This window comes from Segetibacter sp. 3557_3 (assembly GCF_004354985.1).
In the GTDB taxonomy this organism is placed as follows: domain Bacteria; phylum Bacteroidota; class Bacteroidia; order Chitinophagales; family Chitinophagaceae; genus Segetibacter.
This window is the reverse complement of sequence record NZ_SMSK01000001.1, coordinates 555,259-567,855: the sequence shown is the minus strand read 5'-3', so window position 1 is coordinate 567,855 and position 12,597 is coordinate 555,259. Positions and strand designations below refer to the sequence as shown.

The following is a 12,597-nucleotide window of genomic DNA, read 5'->3' as shown; positions in this document are numbered from 1 at the left end:
CATTTAAATACCATTGATTAAACCCCAGCTGCCAGCGTATAATTAAAACATGACCGAAGAAAACATACCTGTTGACGAAGAAAGCAGCGATGAACTTTTTGAAAAGAAAGTCATTCGTACCGACAAAGGACAGGAACCTTACCGCATAGATAAGTTCTTAATGAACCGGATTGAAAACGCAACCCGGAACAAAATACAACACGCCATTGAAGCAGGGCTCGTGACCGTAAATGGAAAGCCTGTTAAAAGTAATCACAAGATTAAAGCGTTCGACGAGATCATTGTTTATACCGATCAGTCTCCCGAAAGCCTGGATGTAGTTCCGGAGGAAATGCCATTGGAGTTTGTGTATGAAGATGATGATGTAATGGTCATCAATAAGCCCGCGGGCATGGTTGTTCACCCGGGTAGTGGCAATTATAGCGGCACGCTCTTAAACGGGATTTCATGGTATCTGCAGCAGCAGAATCCGAACATCGATGAGAAGGTGTTACCCAGGTTTGGATTGGTGCATAGGATTGATAAAAATACCAGTGGTCTCCTCGTAATGGGTAAAAATTCGCAAGCGGCGGCCCACCTGGCGAAACAATTTTTTCACCATACCGTACAAAGAAAGTATCTCGCGCTTGCCTGGGGCGATATGGAACAGGATGAGGGCACTATCGTTGCCCATGTAGGCAGGAACCAGCGCTTTAGAAAGTTATTTGAAGCTTATCCCGATGGAGAACATGGCAAAGAGGCCATCACGCATTACAAAGTACTTGAACGTTTCAATTATGTTACACTTGTAGAGTGCGTACTTGAAACCGGCCGGACCCACCAGATACGTGTTCATATGAAACTCATTGGGCACACCCTTTTTGGCGATACCACCTATGGTGGCGACAGAATACTTAAAGGCACAATTTTCACCAAGTACAAGCAATTTGTTGACAATTGCCTGGAGCTCTGTCCAAGGCAGGCGCTACACGCAAGAACACTGGGTTTTGCTCACCCCCGTACCGGTGAAAACCTCTTCTTCGAATCTCTTGTTCCAAATGATATGGAGCAGGTTATAGAAAAGTGGCGAAAGTACGTTAGTACAAAAATGAAAGAATAACAAAGAACGATCTTTGATGGTGCTTTTGCGGTTTTAGCCGACGTCTTTCTTTGAACCCAACTTCAGGAATGCTATAGTACATCGTTGCCCGCCCGCTGCGCCAGTCGGACGTCAGCCCGGCTGAAGCCATTCGGACGGGGGCGTCGCACTCTTGTACTGAATAACTTCCATGATCAGAGGTATCAGCGGCCGGAACTGTTCATATCACAAAACAACACCGGTATATTATTTTGCTTAACACGAATTCCACCATATGGAAGAAAATGATCAAACTCTTGCGTTTACGGGAATACCAGGACCAAATATATCCAATAGCGATATCCCTCAGCGTTTCAACATCAGGGTGTATGGACTTCTTGTGTGGAATGATCAATTACTGGTGAGTGATGAATACATCCGGGGTAACTACTTCACCAAGTTCCCTGGCGGAGGTCTTGAGTTTGGAGAAGGAACGCGCGACTGCCTGAGACGTGAGTTTATGGAGGAAACTGGTCTCGAGGTTGTAGTAAGGGATCATTTATATACTACCGACTTTTTCCAGATTTCGGCATTTAACCACAAAGACCAGATTATAAGCATATACTACTTTGTAGAGGCCCCAAACGCGGGAAACCTTGCTACGAAGACGGCAGTTTTCGATTTCGAGCCCCACCAGGTTGCTGATCCAAAAGGCGAAAGCGAAGTGTTCAGGTGGATACCGCTGTCAGAGATAAAGCCTGAATGTGTATCGTTGCCCATCGACAAACACGTGGTTATCCTGCTGCAACAATATTATCGGCTCCCGCGCCAGGAGTAGCCATTGCCGCCCTTTTCATTTGTATAGCCGTTTCTTTTCCAACATACTTCTCAATTCGTTTTTGCGCCAGGTAGATCAATGGCGTTAACAGGATTGCCATTGCAAACTTGTACGTATAGTTTACGAGGCAGATTGCCAGCACAAGTTGCCAGCTCCACCCTTTTCCAATTTTGAAGGCAATAAAGAGTACGATGAAGCTGTCGATAAGCTGAGATATGAGCGTGGAACCTGTTGCGCGAAGCCATATCTTTTTCTCGCCGGTGTATTTTTTTATTTTATGAAAAACGGTTACATCAACAACCTGGCTGATCAGAAATGCCGCCAGGCTGCCGAATATGATCCACATGCCCTGGCCAAATACAACGTTAAAAGCGTTGCGCATATCAGGAACGCCGTCAGTAGCGCCACTTCCGATCCAAAAGTCGGCAGGAGGAATGCTGATTGCGAGGTAGAACATGATAAAAGCATAAGCGATTAAAATCACGGCGGTATATGAAATACGCCTTACAGCCCTGGGACCATAATATTCATTTACGATGTCGGTCATAATGAACTCAAGGGGCCACAAGAGCACGCCACAGGTGAGATTGAACGATAATCCGGATTGGCCGAAGATGGTGAAGTTGGCGGGTTGCACGCCAAACACTTTCTCCAGCGAAAAGATTTTGCCACCTATACATTCTGCAATAAGTGCATTGGCGACAAAAAAAGCCGCCATGGCAATAAACAATTTGGTTGGCCTGTCTTTAAGAATGTTGTGTATCATCAATCAGAAAATATGAAATAAGCTAGTTGAAATAAGAGAAAAAAGACGTTTACAACAGTTAGCCACTGGGGTAAACCTATTGGTTGTTTTCGCAGGTTAAAAAACAAAATGGCGCTGTGCAGCACAATATTTATGATCACCGACATGATCCAGCCAACGATGATTATAAATCCATTGAGGGCTTGTGAAAGTGGCATTTCGGTGTGCCGAAGAAGAAGGCACAAAACAAAAAAAATGTTGCAGATGAATGCAACACGGGCCATAAATAAAAGCCAACGCATGGAATAATTTCGTGTAAAATAGCATTATTTTGCCAACTCCATAAAGTAACAACATGAAGAATTTCGACTGGAAAAGGATTGTCCCACATGCAATTGCAATTGGTATTTTCCTGGTGGTGGCGCTTGTTTACTGTAAACCGGCTATGCAGGGCAAGGTATTGCAACAGAGCGATATTACGCAATGGAAAGCAATGAGTAAAGACATTTATAACTATAAAGAAGTTCATGGAGAAAGCCCACTTTGGACCAACGGAATGTTTAGTGGAATGCCCGGATACCTGATTGCTACACGTTCGAATAATCAACTGCCCTATTACTTTGCACAGGCACTATCATTGTTCTTACCAAAACCTTTTCAGTTCTTTTTTCTTGCATGTGTGTGCTTTTATTTTTTATCGCAAGTGCTCAGGGTAAATACCTGGGTTGGTGTTATTGGTGCGCTCTGCTATGCATATGCAACATATAACCCCATTATCGTAGCGGAAGGACACGACACCAAGATGCTGTCCATTGCGCTGCTGCCAGGCTTTATCGCCTCAATTGTGCTGATCTACGACAAACGATACTGGTGGGGGGCAGCCGCCACGGCATTATTCTCGGGTGCTCTCATTAGTCAAAATCACTACCAGATAACTTATTACGGTCTAATCATCGCAGTGATGATGACAATCGGGTTTATCGTTTACTGTGTTCGAACAAAACAGCTGCGTCATCTGGTGGTTGCGGGTGGTGTTACATTGGCTGCAGGTCTTATTGGAACCCTGTCAAACGCTGTAGTAATTTTTCCAAACTACGAGTACACCCAGGAAACCATACGGGGAGGCAGTGAACTTGCTGACGCTAAAAGTAACATTGGTAAAGAGGGCTTGAGTAAAGACTATGCATTTAGTTATAGCATGAACAAAACCGAATTTTTCGCGCTTATGACCCCGCGAATCTTTGGTGGCAGCGGTAACCACATGGAGGTTGCCGAAGACAAGAGTAAGGCTGTGGAAGCGCTGCAGAGTATGCCGCAGGAACTTGCGCAAAATCTCCAGGGGGCATTGAGGTTCTACTGGGGCGAGGCCCATAACTCAGGTCCGCCGTATGCAGGAGCAATCATCTGTTTTCTTGCTATCATGGGCTTCGTAATTCTCGACAACCGGTATAAATGGTGGATCCTGGCAACCGTTGTTCTCACAATTATGATGAGCTGGGGAAGTTTTTTCGAAGGCTTTAATACTTTTCTGTACCAGGTGCTGCCGATGTACAATAAGTTCAGGGCACCCGGTATGATCATCGTTGTACCTACCCTGCTCCTGGGTATGATGGCTATACTTACACTTCAAAAATTATTGTTTGGCTATACCGATAGCGCCGCATTATTGAAGGACCTGAAAAAAGGACTTATTGCAACCGGCGGTGTTTTTGTTGTATTGCTAGCCGTTTACTTTAGCCTCGATTATAGCGGACAGGTAGATCAAAATATGCTGGCACAGATTGCGCAGATTCCTGATCCCGCTCAAAAAGCGGCCATCGAGCCGCAGGTTCGTTCGTTTGTAAATGGCCTGCGTGAAGACCGCCAGGGTTTGTTCATGGGCGACATCATGCGTTCATTTTTCTTTATCGCCATTGCGGCGGGAGCGCTGTGGCTTTTTCAGCGGAAGGTATTTAAGCCCGCCATTGCGTTGGTGGTGATTGGCTTGATGTCGTTCATTGACCTTATGGCAATAGATGTAAAATACCTGAATGCAGACAATTACCAGGAAAGGGAAGAATATGAGGGCACCTTTACGCCTTCTCCTGCAGACCTCCAGATTTTACAAGATAAAAGTTATTACCGGGTGTTGGATGTAGCCGGTGGCGACATCGGCAATGCGTTCAATCATGGTGCCCTTCCCTCCTACTTTCATAAATCTATCGGAGGATACCACCCTGCAAAGCTGAGCATCTACCAGGACCTTATTGAAAAGCAGTTGTACAAGTTCCCCAACTGCCAGCCTGTAATCAATATGTTGAACACAAAGTATATCATCTACGGCGAGCGGCAGAGTCCGCAAGTTCAGCTCAATCCGGGCGCTCTTGGTGCTGCCTGGTTTGTGAAAGGTATACGGGTTGTAAATACACCGCAGGAGGAAATCTCGGCCTTGGATAACCTGGACACGCGTGACTCGGCAGTAATAAACAAGACGTTTGCCGACAGGATTAAGACCGTTTTTACGCCCGATACTTCAGCTACCATTACGTTGGTTAAAAACGAAAATGATATCGTAACTTATAAAAGCAAAAGCGCCACAGAACAACCGGCTGTATTTAGTGAGATTTATTACGATAAAGGCTGGAACGTTTATGTAGATGATAAGAAAGTGGACTATGCAAAAGTAAACTATGTACTCAGGGGTATGATGGTACCTGCAGGAGAACATACCATTGTATTTAAGTTCGAGCCACGGAGCCATGCGATTGGATGGACGCTTACTACGATAGCATCTATTTTAATGCTTTTGTTATTGCTTGCCGCGATTTACTTTGACGTAAAACAAAGAAAAGCTGACGTGCAGGTAAAATAAAACTCCGCCCGGGAGTTTAAAATTTATATAGGCAATTTTTGCATAAGCCGGTGTAAAGGCACCAAAACCAGGTTAGTTTGATAAAATAGGTTAGTTGGCTACCGGAAAGTTATCCATTGGAAAGCCCTGTTTGGCTGAGGCGGCGTATTAACATTTCCATCATTACAGCCTTTACAGCTTGCTTGCTTTATGGTTTGTGGGAACCCGGCTGAGTAATGAATCTGCAGTACAAGCGAGCGTGGCAACGATGTAACATCCTGCTATACCGATGGTCACCAAAAAATGCCTTTACAGAACTTGATTGTCATCCCGGATCGTCGTTGATGGTTCCTGTGCAGGGGACTTGACAAACGTTGAAATCCATTAAATTGCAGCATGCCCCCGCCGACCATCAGCATTATCATGCCTGCTTATAATTCGGAAAAATACCTGCGGGAGGCGATCGACAGCATACTGCAACAAACCTTTGCAGGATTCGAATTGATAATTATAAACGACGGTTCTACCGACGATACGAAACAACTGATTAATGCATACACGGATCCGAGGATTGTATACCTGGAAAATGACAAAAATCGTGGCTTGATATATACGCTTAATTACGGCTTATCAAAAGCAAATGGCCGGTATATTGCCAGGATGGATGCGGATGATATTTGTTTGCCGACCCGTTTAGAAAAGCAGTTACGTTATTTTGAAAGCAGGCCCGAGGTTGCAGTAGTAGCAAGTACGGTTAATTTTATTAACGACAGCGGCAAGCCAGCGGGTATTTGGAACGCTGACCGTGACAACACTACAAGGGAGAAGATCAAACAAGGAATGGCATGGGAAAATTGTATCGCACATCCATCGGTGATGATCAGATCAAATGTGGCAAAGCAGTATAGATACCGCCCCGGGCAGTTACACGCAGAAGATTATGACTTGTGGTTGAGACTACTTGCAGATGGCTTTGTCATAGAAAAAATTACTGAACCCCTTTTATTATACAGGGTTCACGAGACATCGATAACCGGGAGTATACTTCGCAAAAGCAACCCGTTTATAAAACAATTCAGGTGTAAGCGCAACTTTTTGAAACACCGGTTTAGCCTAAAGCAATGGGGTGCTTTCGAAAACAAGGTGCTGTTAACAACCTTATACGATGGTGCAATGGGTATGGCCAAAGACCTTAAAAACGCTGTGAAATCGTGAAGTTTCCATTATACCTTGTTAAGCGACGTATTGAGGGCGTTTTTATATTCCCGTTTATCCTGATCGGACGACTGATTGCCACATTGAAGCCGCTGGGTAGGGATTATGAAACCTTCTTTTTTTTTCCCTTCTACCATACCGGTGGTGCCGAAAAGGTGCATGCTCTGGTAACCCAGGCGCTGGGCAATAAAAACTGCCTCATTTATTTTACGCGGAAGTCGCAGGACAAAACATTTTACAACGACTTTGTGCAATCGGGTTGTGTTGTGAGGGACATATCGCGGTTTACCGATAGCAAAATCTTATATGTACTGAACCTTATATACCGCGGGATCATTACGGCTTACATCAACAGGCAACAACTAAAGCCAGTTGTCTTTAACGGGCAATGTAATTTAGGATACAAGATTTCACCATGGGTAAATAGCACCGTACCACAGGTCGAACTTATCCATTCTTTCAATACCTTTTCTTGGATCAGGTTACCATTTATTCCGTTTTATGCGCAAACGGTGATGATCAGCAAAGTTCGGGTGCAGGACCACCTGCAACAGTACCGGTCCATTGGTGTTCCGGAGCACTATGCAAACCGGATTAAACACGTTGTAAACGGTGTGCCTCTGCCAATCGGCAAGGTGGCGAAAGATTACAGTGGTATGTTGGAACTGTTGTATGTTGGTCGTGGTACAGCCGAAAAGCGGGTGCACCTTGTAGCTGCCATTGCAAAAGGTTGTTTGCTGCAAAAACGGCAGGTACGTATATCGTTCATGGGCGATGTTGAAAATGCAATTCCGGATGATTTAAAAAGCTATTGTAATTTCCTTGGGCATAAATCGAACCAGGACGAGATAGAACAAGTTTATTCGCGGACACATATGTTGATTGTAACATCCGATACAGAAGGTTTTCCAATGGTGGTAGAAGAAGCCATGGCGCGGGCATGTGTGATATTGGCAACACCGGTAGGCGATTTGCCTGTGCACGTTAAACATGGTGTAAATGGTTTTTTGTTTTCCAGCGTCGCAGACGAAGATCGAATTTTAGCCGAAGGGGTCGAGTTTGTTGCTTCACTTTGCGAGCAACGATCTTTGGTGCGGCAGATGGGTGAAGCAAATGAGGCATATGCCGTTGCAAATTTTGGTATAGACAAATTTAACCAGGCGTACAAGATGATCTTTGAACAACTAAGAAATTCCGATTGAAACCAATAAGCTTCATCATCATCACTTATAACAGGGTGCACGATACACTCGAGTTACTTAAAAATGTAAGTTCCTTAAATCGTGCTGCTGAGTTGCTGCAGGACGTGATCGTTGTTAATAATGCTTCGGCAGACGATTATGGTGTTGTGAAGGCTTACATCAGCGAGACACCCGGGATACCGTTTAAATTCATCGATGCAAACGAAAATCTGGGTGTTACAAAGGGCCGCAATTATGCTTTGAAGTTTGCCCAGGGCGAAATCGTGATTTTCCTGGATGATGATGCTGTGCTGCAAAATGCCGACGCACTCGAAAATGTACTTACTGCATTTGATCAGAAGGGTTTTGAGGCCCGGCCTGTAGCAATAGTTTCGTTTAAAGTGTTGTATTACGACACCCTTGAAATGCAAAAGAATGCGCTTCCACACAAAAACTTCGAAAGGTATAAAGACCTGCCTGATTTTTTCACCTATTATTTTGCGGGAGGTGCACATGCCATTAAACGAAGCGTACTAAACGAAGTCGGCGATCTGCCTGCAGCGTTTTTCTATGGCATGGAAGAGTATGATCTCAGTTACCGGATTATTGAAAAAGGATATTGTATACGCTATGACAGCAGTATAGTAATGCTGCATAAAGAGAGCCCGCTTGGAAGAAAGCCAAAGTCGGATAAGCAGCGTATGATGTGGGTTAATAAGACAAAAGTTGCCTGGCGTTACTTGCCGAAGAGATACTTCTACTCTACTGCGATCATGTGGTCTTTTGAATACCTACGCAAGGTTGGGCTTGATCCGGCAGGATGGCTACGAGGCTGGAAGTTGGTACTGCAAGTGCCGCGAACAGAACGGCGAACACCTTTGAAGGCGCCAGCAATAAGATACCTGCGGGAAGTTGGTGCAAGATTATGGTATTAGCATCCAACAAGCGGCTTAAACAAGTGATGCCGACTCGAGGGGTGTAACGGGTTTGATAGTTTCAATTTTATCAAGGAACAGTTTAAGTCCGAGCCTTTTTGCAGGGGTAAGTTCGTAGCTGATATTCCTGGTAAAATAGGTTGTCAGGTCGTAAAGATTGTACGGGTTTTCCGCCACTACAGCGTCAATGTTTGCCAACCCGAAACGATTCGCCGCATTGAACCTGTCGATAAAGTCAGTCGGAATTTTTTTATTCGCAACCCAGGCGGCAAAAACAAAGGGCTGCCCGGTTAGATCGAGCCATGCTTCGGCCAAATCATAAATAAAGCCTGACTGCTTTCTTTGTTCAAATGCCCGGTCGCCAATTACAACTCCTGCTGTTGTTCCTTTAATATGTGTTCTGAAATCTTCACGGGCATCGATAAGTTCGGGGCTGATGTTCCAGTATTCGCGGATGAGTATTCTTGCCAGCGCTACCGAGGTTCTGCTCTGGTAGTCGAGTAAAACCGATTTAACCTGTTGAACCGGCACATCACTAAACAGGCAAACCGATCCAACCGGTCCTTCTGCCCCAATGCAATAATCAGAAACAATGTAGTGTTCCGGCAGAAAGGGTATAATGGCTACAGGTACCAGGCCAATATCGATTTTATCGTGCAACAGCATAGCAGCTACATTCGCAGGGTAATCTTCAACGAGTTGCATATCCGGCATTGAGAAACCATGCTTAAACCCATAAACCAATGGCCTTGTGTTCAGGTAACTAACCGCCCCAACCCTTATGCTATTCTTCAATTCTCCTAAATTTGGGTGCAAAGAAAATCGTTTTTAATCATCCCGGTTGTAACCCTGGTGTTAAACATTGCTGTCGTTCAGAAACATTTAGCAAAACTACTCAGGGCCTGTTGTTGCAACGCCCTTTTTAAGTAAGAGGTACACCAATTGTAACATTACGGTACATCCAAATGTTCGTTAGCGATGTTATTCGCCTTACTTTTAGGCCCGGAAAGCAGGCGTTTTGCAATTGCACCGATCAGCACGCTTAACCCTAATACTCCCCTGAAGCAGTATAGCTTAACGGGAGAGTCAACTTAACTTGAAAATGGAACTGAACCAATTAACCGCAATTACCCCAATAGATGGGCGATACCGAAAACAAGTGCAGTTTCTTGATGAATATTTTTCTGAATACGCGCTGATTAAATACCGGGTTTGGGTGGAGGTGCAGTACTTCATGTTTCTTGCGGACAATAAGTTCTTTACCCTTGCAAGCAGGATACGTAATGGTTTAAAAAAAGTTGCTGAAAACTTTAACCTGGATGATGCGGGCAAGATCAAAGAGATAGAGTCTATTACCAACCACGATGTAAAAGCGGTTGAATACTTTTTAAAGGAACAACTGGAGGCGCTTGGCGGAGGTGAGCACAAGGAATGGATACATTTCGGTTTAACATCGCAGGACATCAATAATACTTCCATCCCGCTTAGCTGGAAAGCCTGTATGGAGCATGAATACCTGCCTGCGCTTGCCAATCTGCAAGGCCTATTACACAAATTTGCAGGTGAGTGGCGGTCGGTTCCTATGCTCGCGCGAACACATGGCCAGCCTGCATCGCCAACCGTGCTTGGTAAAGAGATTATGGTATTTGTTGAAAGGCTCAGCAACCAGGTCAACCTTTTCTCTCATATACCCTATGCTGCAAAATTTGGCGGAGCTACGGGTAACTTCAATGCGCACCAGGTAGCTTATCCTGAGCGGGACTGGGTTAAATTGGGTAATAAATTTGTAGATAGCCTGCTTGGTTTACAACGTATGCAGTTTACAACCCAGATTGAACATTATGATAACCTGGCTGCCCATTTCGATTGTATCAAACGAATCAACAACATCCTGGTTGACTTTTGCCGCGACATGTGGACGTACATCAGCATGGATTATTTCAAACAGAAAACAAAGGCCGGAGAAGTTGGCAGCAGTGCGATGCCGCATAAAGTTAACCCGATCGATTTTGAAAATGCCGAAGGCAACCTCGGTATGGCCAACGCTCTATTGGAACACCTTTCAGCAAAACTTCCGGTGAGCAGGTTGCAGCGCGACCTCACGGACAGCACGGTACTCCGCAACCTTGGTTCCCCCGTAGCGCATACGCTAATCGCCATCAGGTCGTTAGAAAAAGGACTTGGCAAACTGTTGTTGAATGAACAAAAATTAAAGGAAGACCTGGAAAACAACTGGGCTGTGGTTGCCGAAGCTATTCAAACTATTCTACGGCGCGAGAACTACCCTTCGCCATACGAAGCGCTTAAAGAACTTACCCGTGGCAAAACAGCCATAGGCAAAAACGACATTCAGCAATTTATACAAGGTTTAAAAGTTAGTGCATCCGTAAAAAAAGAGCTGAAGGCAATTTCACCGGCGACATACGTCGGCATCAATCCTCCTTATTAGTCGATTAACAAGGCTGGTATATGAAGATCAACTTATAATGCCGTTCTGTAAGCCAGGCATGTAGTTGGGATAATCACGTTCTGCCTGCAGCATATCCGGCTGTGCAAACTACAAACTTTGCATCTATCGCATGACCGTGCTGCTATGACTTGTATCTATCATGAGCATTGGGGTAAACTGCACAGTCAGTTGACTTACCCCGCTAGGTCAACTGAACATCAAAGAGGTTGTTTACACTACAATCTTGCCTGCAATATTTTCAACAATCTTAACGGCATGCTCCCTGGAGTTTTCGATAAACAACCGGTGGGTATTCATCCCACCGCAGATTACCCCGGCGAGATAAATGCCCGGAACATTGGTTTCACAAGTTTCTTCGCTGTAGCTTGGTTTTCTAACCGCATCGTCAGATAAGTTAATGCCCATGTTTGCCAGAAAAGGCAGGTTGGGCTGGTAACCCGTCATGGCAATTACCCAATCATTCTTTATGGTAATCACCCCTTCGGGTGTATTTATATCGACCTCCTGATCACGAATTTCCGCGATTGTTGAGTTGAAATGCGCTTTAATTGAGCCTTCAATGATGCGGTTTTCAATATCGGGTTTCACCCAGTATTTTACCCGGTCGCTAATCTTATCCTGCTTAACCACCATAGTAACCTCTGCTCCTTTCCGCCACGTTTCCAATGCAGCGTCAACTGCAGAGTTTGCCGCCCCAACTACGATTACTTTCTGGAAAGCGTAGAAGTGGGGATCCTTGTAATAGTGTTTGACCTTGTCGAGTTGTTCTCCGGGTACATCAAGCAGGTAAGGAATATCGTAAAAGCCTGTGGCTACCACAACATTTCTTGCTTTGTAAACAGATTTCGAACTGCTCACGATAAAGCCGCTTTCCTGTTTGTCGACACGCAAAACAGCTTCAAATAAGTTGATGTTGATACCTGCAGATATCGCCACCCTTCTGTAATATTCCAATGCTTCACTGCGTACCGGCTTTGCATTATTGCTTACAAAAGGAATTCCACCGATTTCCAACCGCTCAGAAGTTGAAAAAAAGGTCATATTTACCGGGTAGTTGTATATAGAATTTACAAGCGCACCTTTTTCGAGAACCAGGTATTCCAAGCCGGCCTTTTTAGCTTCCAGTCCGCATGCTAGTCCGATTGGCCCACCTCCTATGATGATGATGTCTAATATTCCGTTTTCCATTATGCTATTGATGTCTATCGTTCGTTGCTTGCCATAATATGACTTAGCGATGCAAAGTTATCTATAAACAAAACCTCCGGGCCAATAAACAGTAACCAATGCTGGTTTGTTGGCAGTTCAAAATTTTTGGCTTTTGTT

10 protein-coding genes are annotated in these 12,597 nt (G+C 44.7%); 7 read left to right on the top strand and 3 right to left on the bottom strand.

What is annotated here, in order from left to right:
- Nucleotides 1-49: 49 nt before the first annotated feature.
- Together EXU57_RS01910 and EXU57_RS01905 are read left to right on the top strand one after the other, a co-directional pair.
- On the top strand, nt 50-1,099 hold the full coding sequence (locus EXU57_RS01910; protein ID WP_133266465.1) for an RluA family pseudouridine synthase: 1,050 nt from the start codon (nt 50-52) through the stop codon (nt 1,097-1,099).
- Between the two features lie 253 nt (nt 1,100-1,352).
- Nucleotides 1,353-1,895 carry an NUDIX domain-containing protein gene (locus EXU57_RS01905; protein WP_133266464.1) on the top strand — a complete coding sequence of 181 codons (543 nt, stop codon included), beginning with the start codon at nt 1,353-1,355 and terminating at the stop codon, nt 1,893-1,895.
- Here EXU57_RS01905 and EXU57_RS01900 read toward each other — a convergent pair.
- Entirely contained in the window at nt 1,852-2,661 is an 810-nt protein-coding gene (locus EXU57_RS01900; RefSeq protein WP_133266463.1) for a queuosine precursor transporter, read from the bottom strand. The two genes, EXU57_RS01905 and EXU57_RS01900, sit on opposite strands and share 44 nt — an antisense overlap.
- Before the next feature lie 334 nt (nt 2,662-2,995).
- On the opposite strand from EXU57_RS01900, the gene EXU57_RS01895 reads away from it, so the two are divergent.
- The 4 genes from EXU57_RS01895 to EXU57_RS01880 all read left to right on the top strand — a co-directional run bounded on the left by EXU57_RS01895 (nt 2,996) and on the right by EXU57_RS01880 (nt 8,801).
- Nucleotides 2,996-5,491, top strand: a complete 2,496-nt coding sequence (locus EXU57_RS01895; protein WP_133266462.1) for a YfhO family protein — start codon at nt 2,996-2,998, stop codon at nt 5,489-5,491.
- Nucleotides 5,492-5,866: 375 nt separating this feature from the next.
- Nucleotides 5,867-6,685 (top strand): glycosyltransferase family 2 protein, encoded by an 819-nt coding sequence (locus tag EXU57_RS01890; RefSeq protein WP_133266461.1) that lies wholly within the window; start codon nt 5,867-5,869, stop codon nt 6,683-6,685.
- Complete coding sequence (locus tag EXU57_RS01885) at nt 6,682-7,887, top strand: glycosyltransferase family 4 protein (protein WP_133266460.1); 1,206 nt, start codon at nt 6,682-6,684, stop codon at nt 7,885-7,887. The genes EXU57_RS01890 and EXU57_RS01885 overlap by 4 nt, the downstream gene beginning before the upstream one ends.
- Nucleotides 7,884-8,801 carry a glycosyltransferase family 2 protein gene (locus EXU57_RS01880; RefSeq protein ID WP_133266459.1) on the top strand — a complete coding sequence of 306 codons (918 nt, stop codon included), beginning with the start codon at nt 7,884-7,886 and terminating at the stop codon, nt 8,799-8,801. The genes EXU57_RS01885 and EXU57_RS01880 overlap by 4 nt, the downstream gene beginning before the upstream one ends.
- A 15-nt stretch (nt 8,802-8,816) precedes the next feature.
- Here EXU57_RS01880 and EXU57_RS01875 read toward each other — a convergent pair whose 3' ends face one another.
- A complete protein-coding gene (locus tag EXU57_RS01875; protein WP_243745477.1) occupies nt 8,817-9,617 on the bottom strand; it encodes a menaquinone biosynthetic enzyme MqnA/MqnD family protein in 801 nt (266 codons plus the stop codon).
- Nucleotides 9,618-9,903: 286 nt separating this feature from the next.
- Here EXU57_RS01875 and purB point away from each other — a divergent pair, with 286 nt between their 5' ends.
- Nucleotides 9,904-11,250, top strand: a complete 1,347-nt coding sequence (gene purB / locus EXU57_RS01870; RefSeq protein ID WP_133266458.1) for an adenylosuccinate lyase — start codon at nt 9,904-9,906, stop codon at nt 11,248-11,250.
- Between the two features lie 231 nt (nt 11,251-11,481).
- Here purB and EXU57_RS01865 read toward each other — a convergent pair whose 3' ends face one another.
- Nucleotides 11,482-12,459: a YpdA family putative bacillithiol disulfide reductase gene (locus tag EXU57_RS01865; RefSeq protein ID WP_133266457.1), complete on the bottom strand. Its 978-nt coding sequence runs from the start codon at nt 12,457-12,459 to the stop codon at nt 11,482-11,484.
- Nucleotides 12,460-12,597: the final 138 nt, after the last annotated feature.

Bases quoted from the DNA above. Each gene is read 5' to 3' on its own strand.
- EXU57_RS01910 (WP_133266465.1), top strand. From the start codon at position 50: ATGACCGAAGAAAACATACCTGTTGACGAAGAAAGCAGCGATGAACTT.
- EXU57_RS01905 (WP_133266464.1), top strand. From the start codon at position 1,353: ATGGAAGAAAATGATCAAACTCTTGCGTTTACGGGAATACCAGGACCA.
- EXU57_RS01900 (WP_133266463.1), bottom strand. From the start codon at position 2,661: ATGATACACAACATTCTTAAAGACAGGCCAACCAAATTGTTTATTGCC.
- EXU57_RS01895 (WP_133266462.1), top strand. From the start codon at position 2,996: ATGAAGAATTTCGACTGGAAAAGGATTGTCCCACATGCAATTGCAATT.
- EXU57_RS01890 (WP_133266461.1), top strand. From the start codon at position 5,867: ATGCCCCCGCCGACCATCAGCATTATCATGCCTGCTTATAATTCGGAA.
- purB (WP_133266458.1), top strand. From the start codon at position 9,904: ATGGAACTGAACCAATTAACCGCAATTACCCCAATAGATGGGCGATAC.
- EXU57_RS01865 (WP_133266457.1), bottom strand. From the start codon at position 12,459: ATGGAAAACGGAATATTAGACATCATCATCATAGGAGGTGGGCCAATC.